Genomic DNA, 21,557 nt, shown 5'->3' with positions numbered 1-21,557 from the left:
GACTGAAACTTACGCTTTTTGTTCGGCCGGGATCAAGGGTTGTATCAGAACACGCGTCCGCCGAGGGGGGTGTCCAGGTCCGGGGCGAGCAGGACGACGGCTCCGTCTGGATCGGGGACGCCCAGCACCAGGACCTCCGACATGAAGGGGCCGATCTGGCGCGGCGGAAAGTTGGTGACGGCGATCACCCGGCGGCCCACCAGCTGCTCGGGCAGGTAGTGCACGGTGATCTGTGCGCTCGACTTCCTGATCCCCAGCTCCGGCCCGAAGTCGATCCACAGCTTGATGGCCGGCTTGCGCGCTTCGGGAAAGGGCTCGGCGCGCTCGACGCGGCCCACCCGCATCTCGACCTTGTGAAAGTCTTCGTAGTCGATCGTCATCGGCCGCGGGTCGGTCGTTGGCTGGAGCGGACGCACGCAGGGGCGAGCGCCGTCAGGCGAAGGTAGCGCGGGCCGGCGCGCGGCGGCAACAACGAGCGGGCTGGCCCAATCCCGTCCCAAGCGGCTGAAGCTGCGGCGCCGCGGCTACGAATGCGGAAAGCCTCGCAAACTGCGCGAGGCTTCACATTTCGAATCACACCTCGGCTTGCGGGGTCAGCGGGTGACGTCGACGCGCACGAAGTCGGGAAACGGCGGAACGGTGGACAGGTCGTGCTCGAAGGTGATCAGGTCGCCTTCGCGCGCCACCTCGCGAAAGCCGCCGAAGCGATAGGTGACCTCCATCATCCGGTTGCGGCCGTTGGGCTTGAACTCGGCGCGAAGGCGTACGCCCGCAGCCTTGGCCTCACCCATCACGTGGCTGATCATGATGGTGCCTACCCCGCGCGACATCACCCGGCACGACATCAGCAGCAGCTTCAGCGTCCAGAACCGGGACCCCTTCTCCACCAGCGCCAGGCCGATCTTGCCGTAGGTGCCGTAGCGGTCTTCCAGCCCGGCCACCAGCAGCAGGTGCCCGGGCGAGGCGCGAAAGGCGTTCAGCTCGTCGTAGCCGTAGGTGTAGCCGGTGGTGTTCAGCTGGTTGGTGCGCACGGTGAGCTCCTCGGCGCGCTGCAGGTCGTCTTCGCTGCAGGGCGACAGGGTGAACCGCATGTCCAGCGTGCGCAGGAATTCCTCGGACGGGCCGGCGAACGTTTCTTCCGCACGGTTGCGGGAAATGTCGGCCATGTACATGCGCCGGCGGTTGCGGCTGTCGTCGGTGATGAACTCGGGGTTCATCTCGGGCCGGGCGAGCAGGTCCGCGAGCTCGGCCGCGTCGAAGGTGCGGACGGCGGGGCAGGCGAAGGCCACCTCCTCGCGCTCGAAGGGCTGGTCGTCGACGAACAGCAGGGTGTCGAGGCCAATGTTGAGCGCGCGCGCGATGTCGGCGACGTTCTGGCCCTTGGCGTTCCAGTTGATGTGGGGGTACAGGAAGTACTCGGAGATGCCGAGCGCTTCCAGCCGGGCCATGGCCCGGTCGTGGTCGTTGCGGCTGGCGACGGACTGCAGAATGCCGCGCTCGTCGAGCTCGCGCAGGATCTCGAGCACGCCGGGGCGCAGCTCCACCCGCTCATCCTCCAGCAGGATGCCGTTCCAGACGGTGTGGTCCAGGTCCCACACCACGCACTTGACGGTCTTGGCCGCGGCGCCGCCGATCGGCTCCCCCATGCGTTCGCTCATGTCGGCCTGTGTCGTGTTCTACGGGGTACTTGTCGTCACCACGCTGGCTGCGGCGCTCCCTCCTACAGCGCGTGGAGAACGGGGTGCAGGTCCGCCGAGAAGACGCGAAGAAACCCCTCGCGCTCGGACTGGTGGAAGAAGTGGCCGCCGGGGAACATGCGCATCACGAACGGGCCGCGGGTGTGGCGGCCCCATGCCTCGATGACCTCGCGGGTGGCCTTGGCGTCGGCGACGCCTCCGTAGGCCGTGATGGGGCAGTCCAGCGGCGCTTCTTCGCGGAACTCGAACGTCTCGTGCAGGGCCACGTCCGCGCGCAGGACGGGAAGCAGGATCTGCATGATCTCGCGGTTCTCCAGCAGCTCGCGCGGCAAGCCGCCCAGCTCCCCCAGGTCAGCCAGAAACTCGTCGTCCGGCAGGTGGCCGATGGGCGGGTCCTGCGCCGGCACGTCGGGCGCGCGGCGTCCGCTGGCGAACAGGTGTCGCGGCCCGGAAAGCCCGCGTGCCCGGAGCATCCGGGCCAGCTCGAACCCGATGAGCGCGCCGTTGCTGTGGCCGAAAAGGGCCCAGGGCAGGTCCAGCCAGGGATGCACCGCATCCGCCAGTGCGGCCACCAGCGGGTCCAGGCGGTCGAACGGCTTCTCGGTGAAGCGGTTCTCGCGGCCGGGAAGCTGCACCGGGCACACCTCCACCTCCGGCGGCAGCGCCTCTGCCCAGCCCCGGAACGCCGAAGCGCCGCCGCCTGCGTGCGCGATGCAGAAAAGTCGCAGCCGCGCCCGCGGGTTCGCCTTGGGGCGCACAATCCATCGGTCCGTCGTGCTCGTGCTCACAGTTCCTCTCTTGTTCCGCCACGAAGCGCACCAAGGTATCGAACGAGCGCGGGGCCGTACAGTGCTGGGGGATTGGTTCTCCATCGGCGGACGGAGATGAATCCGCTTGCCCCACGCATCGGCGCGCGCCAAGATGGGGCGCTGTCCATCCACCTCCCCTACGGACCTGAAGCGATGCCGCGCAACTGGCTGCTGAAGAGCGAGCCCGAGGTATACTCCATCGACGACCTGCAGCGCGACGGGCAGACCACGTGGGAGGGGGTGCGCAACTACCAGGCGCGCAACTTCCTTCGCGACGATGCCCAGCCCGGCGACCGGGTGCTGTACTACCACAGCAACGCCGATCCGCCGGGGGTGGCGGGGCTGGCCACGGTGGCGCGGGCGGGGTATCCGGACCCGGCCGCCCGTAATCCCGAGAGCGACTACTTCGATCCCAAGGCGTCGGACCACGACCCGCGCTGGTACATGATCGACGTGGCGTTCGCCGAGAAGTTCCCGGCCGTGGTGTCGCTCGACGCCCTGCGGCAGGCGCCCGGGCTGGAAAAGATGCTGGTGATCAACAAGAGCCGGCTTTCGGTGCAGCCGGTGACGGATGAGGAGTTCGAGATCGTGGTGAAGCTGGGCCGGGAGGGAAGTGCGTGAGTGCGCGAGTGCGTGAGTGCGGAAGTGCGTGAGTGCGGAAGTGCGTAATTGCTGACAGCGGCCGCGACAAAATCGTCGCGGCCGCTTCGTTGTCATCCTGACGGAGCGGCCAGGCGGACCCGGCCGGCCCGCCGAGCCATGCAGCGACCGAAGGATCCGCCACACACTCGCCGATGCGCGCCAACCCAGCCTCGGCACACATCGCCAGCAGAGATCCGTGCCGCTGCCGCGCCCCGGCTGGGAAGTGCCGCAGGCAAGATCCTTCGGCCCGCAAGGGCTGGCGTATGGGCGAGATCGGCGCGCCCGGGCCTCTGGATGACAGAGCCCCGTGAGATCGAGACCGGGCGTGCCACACTCCAGCGGCTGCACGGCGGCAAGCCAATCCACGAAGGTGGATTTCGTGTGGTCGTTGCAGCGAATTCATTCGCCCGGCCAGGCTGGGGAGCGGCGCTTCCCCCGCGGTACAATTCATGATCTCCTGCGCCCCGGGGGCGGGAGGCGGAACCAGGACCCGGGGTGCATGATGGCGGAGATGACGAGCGGAGCGGGCGGCAGCGCGGGAGACCCGGTACTGGCGGCGCTGGACCAGGCCGCCGCCGCACACCGCGCGCGCGAATCGGAGTGGCGGGCCCACCAGACGGCCACCGAAGAGGCGCTGCGCGAGGCCCAGGCAGCCCAGGAAGCCGAGGAGGCCGAGTGGAAAGCCGCCCGCGCACGCCTGGAAGCCGACCTGGCCATGGAGCGGGCCCAGGCCGAGCGCCACCGCCACCGGGCCGAGTGCCTGGAGCGCGCCCTTCGCGAAATCCACGGCGCGCTGTTCAGCGGCGACGTCTACGCGCTGATCCTGCGGGCCTGCCTGACGATCACCGAGGCCAGCCGCGGCGTGTACGTCACCATGGCCACGGGAAGCGACAGGCTTCGCGTGCGAGCCGCCTTGGGGATGACGGGCATGGAGCTGGGCGATGCGTCCCCCACCATCGCCGCGCTCTGCCGCCAGGTGCTGGAATCGGGCGAGACGCTGGTGAGCAACGACGGCCGTCCGGAAGGCATCCCCGCGCCTGGAAAGGCCGAGCAGTTCCGCAACTTCGTCGCGGCCCCCGTGGTGCTGATGGCGGACCTGCACGGGGTGATCATCGCCGGCGACCGGCAGAGCGGCGAGTTCGACCACCAGGACGTCGACTCGCTGCTGGCCGTGGGCGACCAGGCCGCGGTGGCGGTGCGCAACCGGCGCCTGGAGCGCGAGCTGCAAAGGGCCTATCTGTCGACGGTGAGCATGCTCGCCGACGCCATGGAGGCCAAGGACCCCTCCACGCATGGGCACTGCGAGATGGCGTCGCGCTATGCGCGGATGGTGGCGGAACGGATGGAGCTTCCCTCGCACGAGCTGGCCGTGGTGTGCTACTCGGCCCTGCTTCACGACGTGGGAAAGATCGGCGTGAGCGACGGCGTGCTGAACAAGCCGGGGCCGCTGCTGCCGGAAGAATTGGAGCTGGTGAGGGCGCACGTGCGGGTAGGGCACGACCTGCTGATCACGGTTCCCGCGCTGGGCCCCGTGGCCGACGTGGTGCTTCACCACCACGAGTGGTACGACGGAAGCGGGTACCCCGACGGACTGCGCGGCGAAGAGATTCCCCTCGCCGCCCGCATCGTGTCGGCGGTGGACGCGTACTGCGCCATGATGACGCGCCGCAGCTACAAGGAAGCGTACACCCCCGACCACGCCCGCGCCGAGCTGGAGCGCTGCGCCGGCACCCAGTTCGATCCCCGGGTGGTGCAGGTGCTGCTGGACGTGCTCGACGATCCCCGCGCGGAAGACCAGGACGACGACTTCGACGCGGAGTGCGGGCTGCTCCCCAGCTTCGTGCCGCTCGCGGAGCGGGGGGAGCTGGCGGGGATCACCTTCGGCTAGTGGGCCGGCCGCCGGCTGGCGCGCCCGTCGTACAGGCGCCGGTCGGCCAGGCGGATCATTTCCTCGGCGGTCGCCATCTCGGGCGTGTAGGCGGCCACCCCCGCGCTGATCCCCACGCGCGTGCCCAGCCGCTTGCGCAGCCGTTCCACCAGCAGGTGCCCGCCCTCGGCCGTGCCCCCCGTCAGCAGCGCCAGGAACTCGTCGCCGCCAAAGCGCACCACCACGTCCGACTCGCGCGCCTCGTCGCGCAGCGCCTCGCCCACGGCGCACAGGAGCTCGTCGCCCGCGTGGTGGCCCAGGGTGTCGTTCACTTCCTTGAAGCCGTCCAGGTCCAGCACCACCACCGCCAGCGGATCGCCCCGGCGGGCCGCGGCCCACGCGTGCGCCAGCATCAGCTCCATGTGGCGGCGGTTCCCGAGCCCCGTCAGCGGGTCCGTCAGCGACAGGGTGCGCACGTCTTCCAGCAGCTTCAGCCGGCGAAGCGCCATCTGCGCCTGCAGCGCCAGGGCGCGCAGCACGTCCCAGTCTTCCGGCTCGAAGATGCGCTCGTCGCGGCGCTCCGTGAGCACCAGCACTCCGTCGCCGCCCACCGGCACGTGCGCCACGAGCACGGTGTGCGGGTCGCCGAACAGCGGGGCCGCGCCGGGGATGGCGCCGCCGGGGCGCGCGTCCTCCGACAGGATCAGCCCGGGCTCGCCGAAGCGGTCGTCCCACGCCATGCACACCCGCGCGCGGCAGGCGCACGGCTCGGTGGGCACGGGTGCCCGCAGCAAGCCGCTGGCCTCGCGCATCAGCGCCACCGACGTGTGCGCGCCCACGATGCGCAACGCATGATCCGCAAGCGCACGCATCACCTGGCTGTCGTTCTCGGCCGCGTTCAGCTCCTCAAAGTAAACGATCAGCTGGTCGGGAAGCCGCTGCCGCTTTTCGGTGCGCAGACGCTCGCGCATGAACACCGCGGCGCCCACGGCGGCCCGGTCCATCAGGTCCGGGTCGTGCCGCCCCTGGGGAACGCGGCCAGCCACGGCGCCGGTCACCAGCACGCCCTCGCCGTCGGGGCCGTCCAGCAGCAGCACCAGGTCTTCCCCACGCTCCACGCGCTCGGGAAGGCCGTCGTTCATCTCCATCCGCTCGGGAGATACGTCGCGGCGCCTGTTGGTGCGCCGCGTGGCGACGTCTCCGCCGGAAATCCAGCCGGTGGGCCGCGCCATCACCAGGCGAAGCCGCCGGTCATCCGTCCGCCGCACCTGCATGTGTAACCTCTAGCGAAGAGCCGTGCACCGCGCGTCACCGCGGCCACCCCGGCGTACCTATCTCGTTGTCATTTCGTAAGATACCTGAATCTACACATGTTTCCATTTCCGGTCAACGGGCGTCCCCTCCCGGGGACGGGGGTGGCCGCGCGGGGTCAGCCGAAGCTCTTGCGGAGAAGCGCCGCCTGGCCCGCATGGTAGGCGTAGTGCTGGGCGGTGCCGTGCAGCATCACCGCGAACGACACCCCCGCACCCAGGGGACGGTCCCGCTCATCGCCCATCCGGGAGGACAGTTCGTCCGGGGGAAACGCCTCCACGGCGGCCAGCAGCTCCCCGTGCGCGCGGGCCAGCCCGTCCAGCGCCGACCGCCAGCTCTGCTCGCCACCAGCGAACGGCGGCCAGTCGCCATCCTCGGGGTCCCGCGCCACCCGGTCGACGAGGCGCCGGGCGACCTCGCGCGACCACGAGGCCAGGTGCAGCACCAGTTCGCCGATGGAGTGCGCACCCGGCAGCGGACGCGCGGCGGCCTGCTCGGCCGTCACGCCCTCCAGGACGCGCCGGAGCGGATCGCCGTGCCAGGGGTCGCCATCCCAGGCGCGGCGAAGCTCGTCGAGAATGGCTTCGCGCTCGGCGGCGCCGGCCGCGCTCACGCGGTCCCGTGGCCGTGCAGCTGCCGGCCGCCCATGACGTGAATGTGAAGGTGCGGCACGGTCTGCCCGCCCTCGTCGCCGACATTGATCACCACGCGGTAGCCGCTCTCCGCCACTCCCTCCTGTTCCGCCACCTTCTTGACCACCATCAGCAGGTGTCCCGCGATGGCGTGGTCTTCGGTCGTCAGGTGGGCGATGGAGGGGATGGGCTTGCGGGGGATGACCAGCACGTGCACCGGGGCCGCGGGGTGGATGTCGCGGATGGCGATGCAATGCTCGTCCTGGTACACGAAGTTGCCCGGGATCTCTCCGTCGATGATGCGCGTGAAGATCGTCTTGTCGGCCATGCGTCCTCGCCTCTCAAATGGTCGGATGCGGTGCAGCGGGGCGGGAAACGTAGCGGCGGAGGATGCGGGGCGGAACAGGACGGGATGCGTATCGTCGGGAGCGGGTGAACCCGCCGCACCAAAAGCAGAAAGCCTCCCAAACAGCGGGAGGCTTCACCTGCATATCGTGGATGGCCCGGGCGGACGGAGGCGTGGTCGCGCACGACGCCTGAACGCCCCCCAGAGCAAGCCAGTCCGCGAAGGCGGACTTCGTGTGGTTGTTGCAGCGAATTCATTCGCCCGTGCAGGGCCGGCCCACTCCTCAGATTCAAGGTGACGCCAGGGTCTGGAGTCCGAGACCCGGGGCTTTGCACCCGCTGCCGCGCCCAAAGGATTACCCTTCCGCGGCTAGATCCTTCGCCCCGCGACGTTTGGCTTGCGGGTTGGTTCGGTGCGCTTGGGGCTCAGGATGACAGGGTGCCGCGTACACCCCGGTTCGTCAGGCGGCCGGTGCGGTGCGCTTGGGGCTCAGGATGACAGGGTGCGTCGCGCGTCCAAGGGTCGTCAGGCGGGCCGCAGGAGGGCGCTCCACCACTCCTCTTCCTCGTCGATCTCCACCACACGGAAGCCGGCCGCCTCAGCATCGTGCACCACCAGGGGCGCCTCGGTGCGCAGGATGCCGCTGACGATCAGGCGCCCCTCGGGCGTGCCGCCCAGCGCGGTGTGAAACGCCGGGAGCAGCGGGCGGATGACGCCGCTGAGGATGTTGGCCAGCACAAGGTCGAACGGACCCAGCTCGTCGAGCAGCGCGGAATCCGCCATCTGCTCCACGATCTCCACCCGGTCCTCGACGCCGTTCCCCTCCAGGTTTTCGCGCGCGTTCAGGTTGGCGTCGGGGTCGTACTCCACCGCGATCACCTCGCGCGCCCCCAGCCGCGCCGCGGCGATGGCCAGGATCGCCGAGCCGGCGCCCACGTCCACCACCCGGTCGCCGGGCTTGAGCACGTCGTCCAGCAGGCGCAGGCACCCACGCGTGGTGGCGTGCTCGCCGGTGCCGAACGCCATCTGGGGATCGATGTCGATCACCACCTGCCCCGGGCGCTCATCCCACTCGCACCAGGTGGGCTTCACCACGATGCGCTCCGTCACCTGGCGCGGCCCCAGACCCTCCTTCCACTTGCGGGCCCAATCCTCGTTCTCCTGCCACCGCCACGACACCTCGGGCGCCGCCGCCGCGGGAAGCTCGTCCTGCAGCCGGCCGGAGAGTTCGTGGATGAAGGCGTCCACGTCGGCCGGCTCGGCGGCGTACGCCACCAGCCCGCCTTCGGCCTCCAGCACCGCGCCGCCGCCGTACGGCGCCAGCACCTCGGCGGCCAGCGGAAGCAGCTCGGGATCGGCGGTGCGGACGACCAGGACCAGCCAGCGGTCCGTCACGCGGCGAAGGCGTCCTTCACGCGGTCCCACAGCCCCTTGGTGCGCCGCGCGCCCGGCACCGGGCCCTCCAGTTGGGCCAGGCGCCGGAACAGCTCCTCCTGCTCCTCGTTCAGCTCGGTGGGCGTCCACACGTTCAGGCGCACGTACTGGTCGCCGCGCCCGCCGCCGCCCAGGTGCGGCAGCCCCTTGCCGCGAAGGGTGAGCACTTCCCCGCTCTGCGAGCCCGCGGCCACCTTCACCTTTTCGTCGCCGTACACGGTGGGGATGGTCACGTCGCCGCCCAGCGCCGCCTGGCTGAACGAAACCGGAAGCTCGAACAGCAGGTCGCTCCCCTCACGCTGGAAGCGCGGATCGTCCTCCACCTCGATCACCGCCAGCACGTCGCCGCGCGGCCCACCCCGGGGGCCGGCGTTGCCCGCGCCACGCAGCGTCAGGTAGTTGTCGCTGCTCACCCCTGCGGGGATGTCGACATCCACCGTGCTTTCGCCGCGCTGGCGGCCGTCGCCGTTGCATGACCGGCACGGGTTCTTGATCGTCTTGCCCTCGCCGCGGCAGGTGGGGCACGCGCTGGCGCTGACGAACTGCCCGAAGACGCTGCGCTGCACCGTCCTCACCTGGCCAGCGCCCTGGCAGGTGGTGCAGGTCTGCACGCCGCCCTCGTCGGCCGAGCCGGTGGCCTTGCAGGTGTCGCAGGGGTCCAGCGTGCGGATGCGGATGGTCTTGCGGACGCCGGTGGCAACTTCCTGCAGGGTGATGGGCACCTTGATCTGCAGGTCCTTGCCCTTCTGCACGCCGCCACGCCCACGCCGCTGCCCGAAGAGGTCTTCGAAGCCGCCGCCGCCGAAGTCGCGCATGAAGATGTTCAGCGCGTCCTCGAACCCGAAGCCGCCGAACCCGCCGGCGCCTCCCGGCGCGCTGGCGCCGCGCTTGACCCCCGCGTGGCCGTAGCGGTCGTAGAGCGCCCGCTTCTCGGTGTCGCGAAGCACCTCGTACGCCTCGGTGGCCTCCTTGAACCGGTCCTCCGCCGCCTTGTCACCCGGGTTGCGATCCGGGTGGTACTGCATGGCGAGCTTGCGGTACGCCTTCTTGATGGACTCGCCATCGGCCGTCTTTTCGACGGCAAGAACCTCGTAGTAGTCTTTCATCGCGGTGCTCATGATTTCACATCAACAGGTCCGAGACCATCGACGACGTGCTTTCCACGACGGCGATCACCCGCTCGTACGGCATGCGCGTGGGCCCGATCACGCCGATCACGCCCTTCAGCCCGCCCACGTGGTACTCCGACGTCACCAGGGTGAAGCCCGAGAGCGCCGGGTCGCGGTGCTCCACGCCGATCGTCACCTTCAGCCCCTCGCCGTCCACCCGGCCGGCGACCGCGCTCTTCAGCAGGTCGCGGCTTTCGGTAAGCGTAATCAGCGAGCGAAGGCGCTCGCCGCTGCTGAACTCGGGCTGGTCGGCCAGCACCGAGGCGCTGCCCAGGTGAAGCTCGTCCGTGCCCACCGGGGCGAACCAGTCCTCGGCCGACTGCAGGAACACGTTCAGCAGCTCCGAGCCGGGGTCGCCCGAGGCCACGCTGTCGCGCAGGCGGTCGGGGAGGGTTCCGCGGATCGCCCGCAGCGTGTTCCCGGCCAGCCGCTCGTTCAGAATGCGCGCAACCGAGGCCAGCGTGCTGGGCGGCAGGCTGGCGGGCACGTCGACGAACACGGTGCGCACCCCGGCGGCCCGCAGCGTCATCACCAGCAGCACCTTGGCCTCGGAGACGGGAAGCAGGTCCAGCCGCTCCAGCACGGCTTCGTCCAGCCGCGGCGCCACGGCGATGCCCAGCTCCTGCGTCAGCAGCCCCAGCACCTGCGCGGCGCGGCGCAGCAGCCGCTCCACCGCGGCCACGTCGCCCCCGGCGGCCAGCTCGTGGCGCAGGGACGTGCGCTCCGCCTCGCTCAGGGCGCGGCGGTCCATCAGGCTGTCCACGTACAGGCGGTAGGCCATATCCGTGGGCACCCGCCCCGCCGAGGTGTGCGGGTGGTACAGGTAGCCCTTTTCCTCGAGGTCGCTCATGGTGTTGCGCACCGTCGCCGGCGAAATGCCCAGCTTGAACCGGCGTGCCACGGTGCGGCTGCCCGTGGGCTCGGCAGTTTCGACGTAGGTGCGGATCACCGCCTCGAGGATCTGGTGCTCGCGCTCGGAAAGAGGTTCTCCCGTGGTCATCTGCGGCACGAAGGCCTTTTGAGTTCCAAGCAAAACCCGATCAATCTGCCCTCCCCCGGCAAGGGCGTCAACCCGCGGCGCCGCTTGCGCTTCGTGCGCCCGCGGCCGCCAAGTCCTCCCGCTCGCCGCCCCGCGCGGAGGCGGAGCGCGCGTCCTGCTCGGCCGCGCCGGCCATCTGCACGGCCAAGCCATCCAGCAGTAGCCACCCCTCCACCGTCAGCCGCAGCCGTCCGTCCCGCGCCTCCGCCAGCTTCCGGTCCCGCCATCCCGCCGCCACTCGACGGACCTCGTCGCCCGCGCCCTCCATCGGCCAGCCCTGGTCGGTGCGCAGCAGCAGCCACGCGCGCTCCAGCCCGCCGGTATCCTCGTCCACCACCTCTTCGCCATCCGTGGGCGGACGGCCGGACGTGATCATCTCGCGATAGTCGTCCCAGCCGCGCACGTTCCAGCGGCGCAGCGGGGGATAGAAGGCGTGCGACCCCGGGCCCAGCGCCGCGTACGGCTCCCCCGTCCAGTAGACGAAGTTGTGGCGCGAGCGCAGCCCCGGCCGGCCGAAGTTGCTCACCTCGTAATGCTCGAAGCCCGCGCCGCAGAGCGTGCGGTGCGCCAGCAGGTACTCGTCGGCGTAGCGGTCTTCGTCGGCCAGCGTTTCGCGGCCCTCACCTACCCAGCGCCCCAGCGGAGCGGAGGCCTCGGCGGTCAGCCCGTAGAGCGAGACGTGCTCGGGCTCCAACAGCAGCGCACGAACCAGGTCATCTCCCCAATCACGTCCCAGCCGCGACGGGACGCCGAAGATCAGGTCCACGCTCACATTGTCGAACCCGGCCGCGCGCGCCGCGTCGAACGCGCGGGCGGGGCCGTCCACGCCGTGAAGGCGGCCCATCCACCGCAGCGTGGGCTCGTGAAAGGTCTGCGCTCCCAGGGAGATGCGGTTCACCCCGGCGGCTCGCCATCCACGCGCCACCTGGGGGGTAAAGCTCTCGGGATTGGCCTCGCACGTCCACTCGGCCCCCTCGTCGCCCCACTCCGCCCAGGGGCGCAGGCGGTCACGGAGGGCGGCCATGGCATCGGGCCCCAGCAGCGACGGCGTCCCCCCGCCGACGTAGACGGTGTCCAGCCGCAGCGGCGCGCCCCAGCCCCGCTCGTCCGCCAGCATGCGCATCTCGCCCGCGATGGCGTCCAGCCAGGCATCCACCGGCGGATCGCGCATGGCCTGCACGGCGAAGTCGCAGTACGAGCAGCGCCGCGTGCAGAACGGCACGTGCACGTACAGCGACCGAGGCCGCCCGGAGGCGGCCGGCGTCGGCGAATCCGGCAACACGTTGGAGCGCATGGGGGTAACGACACCGGAACCCGCCGCGCGTTCCCTCCACGAGCCGGCGGACCGGCACGCGCAATAGTCCGAGCACCGAAAGCTTGTCATCCCTGAGCCGCAAGCGAACGAAGCCAGGCTAATACTCGCAAAGACGTGGATCTCAACGACAGCCTGTCATCCTGAGCCCCAAGCGAGCGACACCGGCCCACCACGATCCAACGCGGGGCGAAGGATCTAGCCGCGGCTGCCTTTCAGCCAAGGCGCGGTAGCGGTCACAGAATCCAAGGCCGCACCTACTCGCCCGCGCCTACTTCCGCGCGGGCCCCAGCTCCCGGCGCGCAAAGACGTAGAACCCATCCGACACCGCGTAGCTGTTCACGGCCGCGCCACGCCTGCTCTTCAGCTCCACCCGCACTTCGGCCAGGCGATCATACCCCGCGTAGTGGTCGCGGACGTATTCCGCCACTCGACGCGCCATCGCGTCACTCTCAGGCGCAACGGCACCGTCGGTGGCCGGCGGCGTGTCGCGCCAGACCGAGACCTCCACGCTGCGGCCATCCTGCAGGTTCACGCTCACGTCCGAGGCGGCGAATTCGCGCTTGATGTCGCGCGACAGCACCAGCACTTCACCCAGGTCGCCGCAGCCGGCGGCAAGAAGGGCGAGCCCCGGAACCAGGAGCAGACGACGAAAGGCATTACGCATGATGGCCTCGCGAACGAGAAGGTGATCGATGCCTGCGGCGACGATCGTCACCGCAGCTTGAAGTGCTTGCCGGGCAACGCCTCGGCAAGGTCGTGAAGCTCCAGCCCCAGCAGGGCCGCCAGGGTGCCGCTGACGCCCAGCCCGGCCTCGGCCGCGAGCGCATCGACGTGGCGCGGATCGGGGCGGAGCACGCCGAACACCCGCAGCTCGTCACCCGCCAGCGAGACGGCGGGCGGGGTCGGCGCTGAGGGAGATGGCGCCGCGGCGGACCGGCGCTCCTCCGCCTGGTGCGGCACCAGTCCCACGCCGTGCAGCTCTTCCAGGATGTCGCGGGCGGACGTCACCAGGCGGGCGCCATCCTTCAGCAGCTGGTTGGTCCCCGCGCTCGCCGCCGAGCCGATGGGGCCCGGGACGGCGAACACCTCGCGGCCCAGCTCCAGCGCGAAGTCGACCGTGTGCTTGGCACCGCTCTTCTCCCCCATCTCTACCACCAGCACGCCCGCGCTGAGCGCCGCGATCAGCCGGTTGCGCCGGGGAAAGTTGCCCGCCAGCGGCTGCTCGCCGGGCGGCAGCTCCGAGATCAGTAGGCCGTGCTCGCGGACGCGGCGGAACAGGCCGCGGTTCTCGGGCGGATACGCGCGGTCGATGCCGTGCCCCAGCACGCCCACCGTGGCGCCCCCCGCGTCCAGCGCCGCGGCGTGGGCGACGGCGTCGATGCCCTTCGCCATTCCGCTGACGACGACGTAGCCGGCGCGCGCCAGCTCGTGCGTCAGCCCCGCGGCGGAGGCGCGGCCGTAGGGGGTGGGCGCCCGCGTGCCGACGACGCCCACGCCGGGACGGCGCAGCAGCCCCAGGTCGCCCGCGGCGTACAGGACGAAGGGCGGATCGGGAAGGGCACGGAACGCCTCGGGATAGGCCTCGTCATCGGAGGTGATGGCGGTGGCGCCGACCTCGGTAAGAATGCGAAGCGCCTCGCGCGCCCGCGCCCGGCCCTCGGGCGTGCCCGCACCCGCCACGCGCCGCGCGAACTCGCGGCCGAAGCCCGGAACGGCGGCGATGGCGGCGACGGGCGCGGAAAGGATGCGCTCCGCCGAGCCGAACCGGGCGATCAGCGCGGCCAGCCGCGCCGGCCCGATCCCCGGGACGATAGCGATACGAACGATGTCTTCGAGGGCGGCGCGGGCCAGCGGCATGAGCGAGATAGCGACGACGGGCGGAAGCGTACGGCCCGAACGATACCACCGGGACAGCGCGCAGCGGAAGGGCTGGCGGGAACTGGGCCTCCAGGCTGGCCAAAACGGGACGGAGTCTCGCATTGCTCTGCCCGGAAACGCAGCGGATCCGCGGCCGTTCAGAGCCGTTGACACGATCGACGTGGCCGCTCCGGGACGGTGGCGTTCCACGGGCGCAAAGCACAACAGTCCACAACTCTAATCCCACGCCTCGACTTGTGTTCTGGCTTACGAAGTGCAACATTTCGAATGAACCGAAACCACGAGGTCATCGTGCCGATCAAGCGTAAACTGCCGAAGCCCGGGAGCCTCACCCGTAATCCACGCGTGGAGCCGAGCAGCCCGGCGCACATCAGGGTCACGGTCGATGGGAGAGGTGGCGGGCCGAGCCTTCAGATCAACCTGTCGACAACGGACGCCGACGTGGACCTTTCGTCCGACTGGCTGATCCTGGTCTCTCACTACCTGCGCGCCCGCTTTGCCTTCAAGTCGGACCTGGAGATGGCGCAGAAGCTGGGGCTGGACCGGACGCGCCTCATCGCGTGGAAGAAAGGCGCGGCGGTACCGCGGCAGGAGCACATGCGTTTTCTGGCGGACGTCGCGACTACGGTGGACGCGTTGCGGCGGATTCTTCATCCGGCCGTGGTCACCAGTTGGCTGACCGCGCCCAAGTTCGATCTGGGCGACCGAACGCCGATCGAGATGCTTCGCGAAGGGCGCCTGCCCGAGGTGCTGCAGAGCGTGAATGCGACTGAGCACGGAGCCTATATCTGATGCCCTTCTGGCGCGTGTTCCCGTGGGATCCGCATGCTCCGGATGGCGCGCCGTTCTCCGTGTGCTATCTTCCGCCCGCCGGTGCCCAGACCGGCGGGCGTTTCGATCTGGGGGACCCACCGGTGCCCTACCTGGCCCAAGGCCCGACGCACGCGCTCACCGAACTGCTGCACGGATTCCGCGGCACCCCACTCCTTCCCGAGCACCTGCTCCGCCCTGATCCGACCGCGCCGGGTACGTATCACCCGCTCTCGCTCGTGGAAGCACGGCTGGCCCGGGGCATGGAAGCAAGACTGCCGGACCTTGCGGACCCGGCAGTGCTCGTTGAACTCGATATCAGGCCAGACCAGCTCGCGTCGCACGACCGCGCGGTCACCCAGGCGATCTCCCGGCGCGTGCACGCGGCAACGGACGGCTACCCCGGATTCCGCTGGTGGTCGGCCCTAACCGGCGATTGGCACGTCACCGTGCTGTTCATGGACCGCGTCGATCCGCGCTCCATCGAGTACACCGATCCCGAGCCGGTAGAGATCCCGCACCCGGCGTCAGGCCGCTGCGAGATTTCTCAAGATGCCAATCCCCGGCAGTCCGTAGTTCGCCTCACGGACGCCAGGGCTCCTCTTCGTCGTCCCCGCGCTCCGCGGCCAAGGCGGCCGCGGCCTGGGTCCACAGCGCCTCAAGGAAGGGATCGAGCCCCTTCTGCGCGACGGACGAGATCGAGAACTGGCCCCAGGCATCGGGCGCATCCACCCCCGGCTCCGGCCAATCCGGCGGCAGCAGGTCTGCCTTGGTGAACACCACGCAGTGCGCCTTGGCGGCAAGCTCCGCCGAGTACTCGCGCAGCTCGGAGCGCAGCTTGTCGTACTCGGCCTGCGGCTCCAGCGCGTCGCCCGGAATCATCAGCGCCAGCGTGCGGGTGCGCTCGATGTGGCGCAGGAACTGGTGCCCCAGCCCCCTGCCCTCGTGCGCGCCCTCGATGATGCCGGGAATGTCGGCCATGACGAACGAGCGGTTCCCCGAAAGCTGCACGACGCCCAGGTTGGGCGTGAGCGTGGTGAACGGGTAGTCCGCCACCTTGGGCGTGGCCGCCGAGACCGATGCGAGGAGGGTGCTCTTTCCGGCGTTGGGCTCACCGACCAGCCCCACGTCGGCGATCAGCTTCAGCTCCAGGGCAATGCGCCGCTCGTCGCCCGGCTCGCCGGGATCGGCGCGCCGGGGCGCCTGGTTGGTGGCCGTGGCGAAGCGCGCGTTGCCCCATCCACCCTTCCCGCCGCGTGCGATGACGATCTCTTCGCCGTCCTCCAGCAGCTCGCCCAGCAGCTCCTCGGTTTCCACGTCGCGGATGACGGTGCCGGGGGGCACGCGCAGCACCAGCGGCTCGCCGCTGCGGCCGGTGCAGTTGGCGCCCGCGCCCTTCTGACCGCTCTCGGCCTTGTACTGCTGGCGGTAGCGGTAGTCCAGCAGCGTGGTGAGCTGGCCATCGGCGCGAAGGATGATGTCGGCGCCGCGCCCGCCGTCGCCACCGTCGGGGCCGCCGCGCGGGGTCATCGACTCGCGGCGCATGGACGACGCACCCGCGCCGCCGTGGCCCGCCTTCACGTTGATCTCAGCGTAATCCAGGAACACCGCTCTGCCTCACTCCCAAATAGTTGAATCGCAGTATCCGTGATCGATTCCACGGCTCCGCGCAGTTACTGTCATCCTGAGCCCCGGGCGTACCGTGAAGCGCGAGAAGAACCGGTTGCGCTTCGACCGTTCTGGCGCATGCTGCGGCCGCCCCCCATCCCCAGCCCTTCCCCCACAAACTGCGTGGGGGAAGGGAGCCAGTCTGGTGCGTTTCGGGGTTCCGGCGCACGCGACAGGCGTCCCTGGCCTGCTTCGGCGCGCTCCGGCCAACCCGGCGCAATCCCCGGCTGCCCTCTCTCCCCGGCCCCCTCTCCCGCAAGCGGGAGAGGGGGAGAACTGCACCAGATTCCGGGCGCGCCACACGGTTCAACTCACACCCAAGCAAGCCAGTCCGCGAAGGCGGACTTCGTGTGGTTGTTGCAGCGAATTCATTCGCCCGAGGAGGCTTGGACAAGCCCGAAGCCTTGGATCATCTCCCGGAGCCATGGAATACCCCTGGACCCCGGCCCTCCTACCTACTCCCCCACCCTGCCCCGGATCTCCCCCCACAGCGCGCGCACCTCCGCCGCACGATCGGCGGAAATCATCCCGCAGGCCATCTCGACCGCCTCGTCCACTTCGGCCGCGGTGGCCCCGGCGTTCAGTGAGCCGCGCAGATGCGAATGAAGCTGGCGCGGCACGTTCCACACCGCCAGCAGCGCGGCGATGCACAGCTCGCGTGTCTTCAGGTCCAGCCCCGGCCGCCCGATCACCCGTCCGTACCCGCCCGCCACCATCCACCCGTCGAAGTCCGGGTGCAGCCCACGCACGTTCTCACGCAGCTTGACGTAGTTGCCGCCGTAGACGGTGGAGCACACCCGCTCTCCGCGCGCCCCCCAGCCGGACGGGTCCTCGCGGATGGGCTCCGGCGCGGCACGCCCGCTCACGTTTCGCCACAGGGCGATCGCGTTCAGCGCGTCGGGAAAGCCCACGAACAGGTGCGACTGAAGGAGCAACTCCTCCACCCCCACAGGGTCCGCCGACGTCGAGGCGGACTGCAGGGCGGCCCGGATGGCGCCCGTGTCGCGCGTGGCCAGCGAGGCGGCGACGCGCAGCAGCGCCGCCCGGCCGGACGCGTCAGGCATCCGCCGCGCGCAGGCGGATGGCGGGGTGCACCTCGCCCGTCACCTCGCCGCGCGTGTTGGTGATCTCGCGGAACACGTACCGGTGAAGCGCCCCGAAGTCGTCCTCCGAAATCAGGTCCAGCTCCCGAAGCACCCCCGCGACGGCCGGCGCCAGGGCGCGGGTGGTCCCGTCCTCCACCTTAAGGGCGATCCCCAGTTCCGCGCCGGGGCTGCCCACGCAGTACACGCCCTCGGCGCCCACCTTGGCGAAGATGCGCCCCTCCGTCAGCCGCGACAGCTCCGTGCAGATGCGCCCCTCGCCCGCCACCATCTCCGGGTGCGCGGCCATGGCTTCGACCACCGTGGCCGGCCCGCGCTCGCCCCGCCGCGCCGCGGCCGACAGCGACGCGTAGGCCAGCGCCATCTGCCGCAGGGGCATGGCGTAGCAGACTACGCCGCACCCGTCCACCCCCAGGCCGATGGCCTCGGCGGGCATGCGCGCCCAGCGCGCCACCTCGGTGAGCAGGCGCGCCTGCACCGGGTGCTCCAGCAGCTGGTATCCCTCCGGATCCCAGCCGCGGACGCGGGCGACGGCCATCATCCCCGCGTGCTTCCCCGAGCAGTTGTTGTGAAGGCGCCCCGGCTCGAGCCCCTCTTCCACCAGCGCGCGCCGGGTGGCGTCGTCGAACGGGGCATGGGGGCCGCACGCCAGCGCCTCGGCCGTCAGCGCGATCTTTTCCAGCAGCCCCTCCACGGTCCTCACGTGGCTCGGCGAGCCGCTGTGCGAGCCGCAAATGACGGCCAGCTCGGCCGGCGTGAACCCGAAACGGTCGTACGCGCCGTCGTCCACGACCGGAATGGCCTGGAACGGCTTGGCCGACGAGCGCCAGAACGTCACCAGGTCGGGGTCTCCCGAGTACGCGCGCAGCGTACCCTCGGCGTCCACCACCGCCACGTGCACCCGGTGGCGGCTTTCCACCACCGGTCCGCGGGTCACCTCTACGAAGCTGTCGGACATCGCCGGAACGTCGGGTCGAATCGTTTGCGAAGGAAGCCGCCCGCGCGGGGCGGCGCTTGGGCGTAAAAGAAGGGGAGGAAGGGCACCATGAGCACCCCTCCTCCAATCCCCACCAGCCCCGAAAGCAGGCCCGCGAGCAGTCCGACGGCGAACGTTACGGCAAGCGCCGCAAGCCCCATCAGCGACTGCGGGCGGCCGCCGCGGGCTGCTGCTGCGCCGCGCGCAGCAGCGCCTGGGTGTTCGGTGCCTGCTGCAGCAGCCGGATGGCCTCCTGCAGCACGCGGTCCGTCGGGTCGTCGCGCCGCGCCGCCACCGACGCGCCGAACTTGCTGCGCGCGATCTCGTCGATCAACCGCGCGTCGATGAAGCGCTGGGCGCCCTGGAACACCTCCCAGGTCACGTCCACACCGGCTGCCCGCAGGCGGTCGTAGAAGCCGCGGCGCATCTCAGGCGTCACCGCGAAGTCGGGCCGCAGCTCCGGGTGGGCCCGCTCGTACGCCACCGCGAACGCGAACAGTGCGTTCTGGAACTTGGCGGCGCTGCGCGACGCCACGCGGAAGAACTCCTTCTCCGCCTCTACCGCGGTGTCCTGCCGCACGATTAGGTCGGGGACGATGCCGCCGCCGCCGAACACGGTGCGCCCGCTGTCGGTGCGGTAGGGCACCTTCTTCGTAGTGTCCGCGGCGGTTACCGGCGTGCCGTCGGCGCCCAGCACCTCGTCCTCCTCCTCCACACGGGCTTCCTCCTGCCCCTCGCCGCGCGTGGCCTCCTTCTGGATGGAGCGGCCCACGGGCGTGTACCACTTGGCAGTGGTGATCTTCAGCGCGTTGCCACCGGACAGCGGCAGCAGCGTCTGCACCGAGCCCTTGCCGTACGTGGTGGTGCCCAGCACGATGGCGCGGTCGTGGTCCTGCAGCGCGCCGGCCACGATCTCGGCCGCGCTGGCGCTGTAGCCGTCCACCAGCACCGCCACCGTCAGCCCCTCGTACGCCTGGTCGTCGGCGGCGCGGTACGTTTCGCTTTCGCGCGGGTCGCGGGCGCGGATCTCCACGACGGACTCGCCGCGCTTCAGGAACAGGTCCGACACGCCCACGCCCTGGTCCAGCAGGCCGCCCGGGTTGGCGCGAAGGTCCAGCACCAGCGAGCGGGCGCCCTCGGAGCGAAGGCGGTCGATGGCCGCGCGCAGCTCGGTGGTGCTGGTGGCGCTGAACATCACCAGGCTGGCGTAGCCCACGCCGGGGGCCACCATGTACGCGTGCGGAACCGAGCGGACGTGGATCTCTTCGCGAACGATGGTGAAGGTGATGGGCTGCTCCACGCCGACGCGCTGCACCTTCACGGTGACGGGCGTTCCCTTGCGCCCGCGCAGCCGCTGCACGGCCTGGTCGTCGGACAGGCCCTCGGCGCTCTGGCCGTCGATCTCCAGGAAGCGGTCACCCACCCGCACGCCCGCGCGCTCGGCCGGGGTTTCGGGAAGGATGCCCACGGCCGTCACCCAGCCGTCGCGCGACGAGATCTGGATCCCCAGCCCGCCGTATTCGCCGCTGGTCTGCAGGTGCAGCTGGGCGTACTCCTCGGCGGTCATGAAGGAGGTGTGCGGATCGCCCAGCTCGCGCAGCAGCCCCTGGACCGCCTTCTGGTACAGCTCGGCCTCGGACTGCGGCTCCACGTAGCGCTCCATCACGTGCGTCATCACCTCGTCGAACAGGCGCGCGCGCGCGAACACGCTGCCGCCGCCGTTCACGTCCTGCTGCAGCAGCCAGCCGCCCGAAACCAGGGCCATGCCGGCGACGAGCGCGGGCGCCACGACGGTACGCTTCAACTGCATGGGGCCTCCAGATTCATGCTTCCGATCAACCATTCAATACGGCCGCGGCCAGGGTGCCGCGCTCCGTTCGTTACCTGATAACCTGCGCCGCCGGAAAGGTTTCGGGAAACCGGGCCGCCAGCGCCTGCAGCACGCGGCGGTGCACCTGCTCCTCGCCGCCCACGGCATCGATCCGCACGATCCCGGCCACCCGTGCCTCGTGGGCGCGGTACCCTTCGGCCACCCGCCGGTGGAACGCCGCTTCCTCGCGCTCCATGCGGTCGGCGGCCTTTCCCGCCACCCGCTGCCGCTCCGCACCTACCTCGGGGTCCACGTCCATCAGCAGCGTGGCATCGGGCTCCAGGCCGCCGGTGGCCACCCGGTTGCAGGCCTCCACCTCGTCCAGCGGCAGGCCGCGCCCGGCGCCCTGGTAGGCCAGCGTCGACAGCTCGAACCGGTCGGCGATCACCACCTTGCCGGCCTGCACCCCGGGCCTCACCACCTGCTCCACGAAGGCGGCGCGCGCGGCAAGCATCAGGAACAGCTCGCTGCGGGCGGGCACGTGCAGGTCAGGCGATAGCACGATTTCGCGGACCCGCTCGCCCAGCGGCGTAGAGCCCGGCTCGCGCGCCACCACCACGTCCGCGCCGCGCGCGCGCAGCCACGCCGCCAGCCGGGCCACCTGGGTGGTCTTTCCGGAGCCTTCTACCCCTTCGAAAGCAAGGAACAGGCCCCGTTCAGGGTCGGTCATGGGCTGCGGTCAAGGGGATGCTGGGAGCGACGGGGTGCGTGGACGAGACGGTGTGAGTGTCGGCCGAGAGAGGGTGCGTGTCGGCGGCGCGCGGCGCAAGGGCAAGGGCCGCGCTGGGGACTTCGATCGGGGTTCGACCGCGGGCGGCGCACGCCGCGGGTGGCCCCTCCCCCGGCCCCTCCCCGCACAAACGGCGTGCGGAAAGGGGGAACTTCGATCGGGGTTCGACTGGGTGCCTCGCATTCCTTGAGAGCCCCCTCCCCCCGGCCTCTCCCCCGCAAACTGCGCGGGAGAGAGGAGACCTTCTCACGAGGTGCGACG

Annotated in this window: 20 protein-coding genes and 1 pseudogene; 4 read left to right on the top strand and 17 right to left on the bottom strand. The window is 70.6% G+C overall.

Going from position 1 to position 21,557, the window contains the following annotated elements:
- Window positions 1-44: 44 nt before the first annotated feature.
- From VF632_RS09025 to VF632_RS09015, 3 genes are all read right to left on the bottom strand, one after another.
- On the bottom strand, window positions 45-380 hold the full coding sequence (locus tag VF632_RS09025; protein WP_331022546.1) for a tRNA-binding protein: 336 nt from the start codon (window positions 378-380) through the stop codon (window positions 45-47).
- A gap of 213 nt (window positions 381-593) precedes the next feature.
- Window positions 594-1,658, bottom strand: a complete 1,065-nt coding sequence (locus VF632_RS09020) for an HAD-IIIC family phosphatase (protein ID WP_331022545.1) — start codon at window positions 1,656-1,658, stop codon at window positions 594-596.
- A 62-nt stretch (window positions 1,659-1,720) separates the two neighbouring features.
- On the bottom strand, window positions 1,721-2,485 hold the full coding sequence (locus VF632_RS09015; RefSeq protein WP_331022544.1) for a thioesterase II family protein: 765 nt from the start codon (window positions 2,483-2,485) through the stop codon (window positions 1,721-1,723).
- A gap of 174 nt (window positions 2,486-2,659) precedes the next feature.
- On the opposite strand from VF632_RS09015, the gene VF632_RS09010 reads away from it, so the two are divergent.
- Window positions 2,660-3,127, top strand: a complete 468-nt coding sequence (locus VF632_RS09010; RefSeq protein ID WP_331022543.1) for an EVE domain-containing protein — start codon at window positions 2,660-2,662, stop codon at window positions 3,125-3,127.
- Window positions 3,128-3,659: 532 nt separating this feature from the next.
- Complete coding sequence (locus VF632_RS09005; RefSeq protein WP_331022542.1) at window positions 3,660-5,036, top strand: GAF and HD-GYP domain-containing protein; 1,377 nt, start codon at window positions 3,660-3,662, stop codon at window positions 5,034-5,036.
- Here VF632_RS09005 and VF632_RS09000 read toward each other — a convergent pair.
- From VF632_RS09000 to dprA, 9 genes are all read right to left on the bottom strand, one after another.
- Window positions 5,033-6,289, bottom strand: a complete 1,257-nt coding sequence (locus VF632_RS09000) for a GGDEF domain-containing protein (RefSeq protein WP_331022541.1) — start codon at window positions 6,287-6,289, stop codon at window positions 5,033-5,035. The genes VF632_RS09005 and VF632_RS09000 overlap by 4 nt on opposite strands.
- A gap of 155 nt (window positions 6,290-6,444) precedes the next feature.
- Window positions 6,445-6,939: a DinB family protein gene (locus tag VF632_RS08995; protein ID WP_331022540.1), complete on the bottom strand. Its 495-nt coding sequence runs from the start codon at window positions 6,937-6,939 to the stop codon at window positions 6,445-6,447.
- Window positions 6,936-7,286: a histidine triad nucleotide-binding protein gene (locus VF632_RS08990; protein WP_331022539.1), complete on the bottom strand. Its 351-nt coding sequence runs from the start codon at window positions 7,284-7,286 to the stop codon at window positions 6,936-6,938. The genes VF632_RS08995 and VF632_RS08990 overlap by 4 nt, the downstream gene beginning before the upstream one ends.
- Before the next feature lie 543 nt (window positions 7,287-7,829).
- On the bottom strand, window positions 7,830-8,699 hold the full coding sequence (gene prmA, locus VF632_RS08985) for a 50S ribosomal protein L11 methyltransferase (protein WP_331022538.1): 870 nt from the start codon (window positions 8,697-8,699) through the stop codon (window positions 7,830-7,832).
- Complete coding sequence (dnaJ, locus tag VF632_RS08980) at window positions 8,696-9,844, bottom strand: molecular chaperone DnaJ (RefSeq protein ID WP_331022537.1); 1,149 nt, start codon at window positions 9,842-9,844, stop codon at window positions 8,696-8,698. The genes prmA and dnaJ overlap by 4 nt, the downstream gene beginning before the upstream one ends.
- A gap of 16 nt (window positions 9,845-9,860) precedes the next feature.
- Window positions 9,861-10,907, bottom strand: coding sequence for a heat-inducible transcriptional repressor HrcA (gene hrcA / locus VF632_RS08975; RefSeq protein WP_331022536.1), 1,047 nt, complete (start codon window positions 10,905-10,907; stop codon window positions 9,861-9,863).
- A 67-nt stretch (window positions 10,908-10,974) separates the two neighbouring features.
- Window positions 10,975-12,240 (bottom strand): radical SAM family heme chaperone HemW, encoded by a 1,266-nt coding sequence (gene hemW, locus VF632_RS08970; protein ID WP_331022535.1) that lies wholly within the window; start codon window positions 12,238-12,240, stop codon window positions 10,975-10,977.
- Between the two features lie 289 nt (window positions 12,241-12,529).
- On the bottom strand, window positions 12,530-12,976 hold the full coding sequence (locus VF632_RS08965) for a hypothetical protein (protein ID WP_331022534.1): 447 nt from the start codon (window positions 12,974-12,976) through the stop codon (window positions 12,530-12,532).
- Window positions 12,973-14,118: a DNA-processing protein DprA gene (dprA, locus tag VF632_RS08960; RefSeq protein ID WP_331022533.1), complete on the bottom strand. Its 1,146-nt coding sequence runs from the start codon at window positions 14,116-14,118 to the stop codon at window positions 12,973-12,975. The genes VF632_RS08965 and dprA overlap by 4 nt, the downstream gene beginning before the upstream one ends.
- Window positions 14,119-14,430: 312 nt before the next feature.
- Between dprA and VF632_RS08955 the strand changes: the two genes are divergently transcribed.
- Both VF632_RS08955 and VF632_RS28220 read left to right on the top strand, forming a co-directional pair.
- Window positions 14,431-14,931: an antitoxin Xre/MbcA/ParS toxin-binding domain-containing protein gene (locus tag VF632_RS08955; RefSeq protein ID WP_331022532.1), complete on the top strand. Its 501-nt coding sequence runs from the start codon at window positions 14,431-14,433 to the stop codon at window positions 14,929-14,931.
- A pseudogene (locus VF632_RS28220) lies at window positions 14,931-15,410 on the top strand (RES domain-containing protein); the annotation flags it as partial. The gene VF632_RS08955 and the pseudogene VF632_RS28220, both read left to right, overlap by 1 nt.
- A 121-nt stretch (window positions 15,411-15,531) precedes the next feature.
- On the opposite strand, the gene obgE reads toward VF632_RS28220, so the two are convergent.
- The 5 genes from obgE to tmk form a co-directional block, all read right to left on the bottom strand.
- Complete coding sequence (obgE, locus tag VF632_RS08950) at window positions 15,532-16,557, bottom strand: GTPase ObgE (RefSeq protein ID WP_331022531.1); 1,026 nt, start codon at window positions 16,555-16,557, stop codon at window positions 15,532-15,534.
- A gap of 515 nt (window positions 16,558-17,072) precedes the next feature.
- Window positions 17,073-17,681, bottom strand: a complete 609-nt coding sequence (locus VF632_RS08945) for a carboxymuconolactone decarboxylase family protein (RefSeq protein WP_331022530.1) — start codon at window positions 17,679-17,681, stop codon at window positions 17,073-17,075.
- Complete coding sequence (locus VF632_RS08940; protein WP_331022529.1) at window positions 17,674-18,678, bottom strand: asparaginase; 1,005 nt, start codon at window positions 18,676-18,678, stop codon at window positions 17,674-17,676. Before VF632_RS08940 ends, VF632_RS08945 begins: the two co-directional genes overlap by 8 nt.
- A gap of 178 nt (window positions 18,679-18,856) precedes the next feature.
- On the bottom strand, window positions 18,857-20,506 hold the full coding sequence (locus VF632_RS08935) for a S41 family peptidase (protein WP_331022528.1): 1,650 nt from the start codon (window positions 20,504-20,506) through the stop codon (window positions 18,857-18,859).
- Window positions 20,507-20,576: 70 nt separating this feature from the next.
- Entirely contained in the window at window positions 20,577-21,236 is a 660-nt protein-coding gene (gene tmk / locus VF632_RS08930; RefSeq protein WP_331022527.1) for a dTMP kinase, read from the bottom strand.
- Between the last annotated feature and the right edge of the window lie 321 nt (window positions 21,237-21,557).

This window comes from Longimicrobium sp. (genome assembly GCF_036388275.1).
Lineage (GTDB): Bacteria > Gemmatimonadota > Gemmatimonadetes > Longimicrobiales > Longimicrobiaceae > Longimicrobium.
The sequence above is the reverse complement of the archived record's forward strand: the minus strand, read 5'-3'. Positions and strand labels throughout refer to the sequence as shown.

What these genes read in the sequence shown, in the direction of transcription:
- dprA (WP_331022533.1), bottom strand. Translation starts at nt 14,118, where the DNA reads ATGCCGCTGGCCCGCGCCGCCCTCGAAGACATCGTTCGTATCGCTATC.
- VF632_RS08940 (WP_331022529.1), bottom strand. Translation starts at nt 18,678, where the DNA reads ATGTCCGACAGCTTCGTAGAGGTGACCCGCGGACCGGTGGTGGAAAGC.
- VF632_RS08935 (WP_331022528.1), bottom strand. Translation starts at nt 20,506, where the DNA reads ATGCAGTTGAAGCGTACCGTCGTGGCGCCCGCGCTCGTCGCCGGCATG.
- VF632_RS09025 (WP_331022546.1), bottom strand. Translation starts at nt 380, where the DNA reads ATGACGATCGACTACGAAGACTTTCACAAGGTCGAGATGCGGGTGGGC.
- VF632_RS08990 (WP_331022539.1), bottom strand. Translation starts at nt 7,286, where the DNA reads ATGGCCGACAAGACGATCTTCACGCGCATCATCGACGGAGAGATCCCG.
- dnaJ (WP_331022537.1), bottom strand. Translation starts at nt 9,844, where the DNA reads ATGAAAGACTACTACGAGGTTCTTGCCGTCGAAAAGACGGCCGATGGC.
- VF632_RS09000 (WP_331022541.1), bottom strand. Translation starts at nt 6,289, where the DNA reads ATGCAGGTGCGGCGGACGGATGACCGGCGGCTTCGCCTGGTGATGGCG.
- VF632_RS08945 (WP_331022530.1), bottom strand. Translation starts at nt 17,681, where the DNA reads ATGCCTGACGCGTCCGGCCGGGCGGCGCTGCTGCGCGTCGCCGCCTCG.
- hrcA (WP_331022536.1), bottom strand. Translation starts at nt 10,907, where the DNA reads ATGACCACGGGAGAACCTCTTTCCGAGCGCGAGCACCAGATCCTCGAG.
- VF632_RS09020 (WP_331022545.1), bottom strand. Translation starts at nt 1,658, where the DNA reads ATGAGCGAACGCATGGGGGAGCCGATCGGCGGCGCCGCGGCCAAGACC.
- VF632_RS09005 (WP_331022542.1), top strand. Translation starts at nt 3,660, where the DNA reads ATGACGAGCGGAGCGGGCGGCAGCGCGGGAGACCCGGTACTGGCGGCG.
- tmk (WP_331022527.1), bottom strand. Translation starts at nt 21,236, where the DNA reads ATGACCGACCCTGAACGGGGCCTGTTCCTTGCTTTCGAAGGGGTAGAA.
- hemW (WP_331022535.1), bottom strand. Translation starts at nt 12,240, where the DNA reads ATGCGCTCCAACGTGTTGCCGGATTCGCCGACGCCGGCCGCCTCCGGG.
- VF632_RS09010 (WP_331022543.1), top strand. Translation starts at nt 2,660, where the DNA reads ATGCCGCGCAACTGGCTGCTGAAGAGCGAGCCCGAGGTATACTCCATC.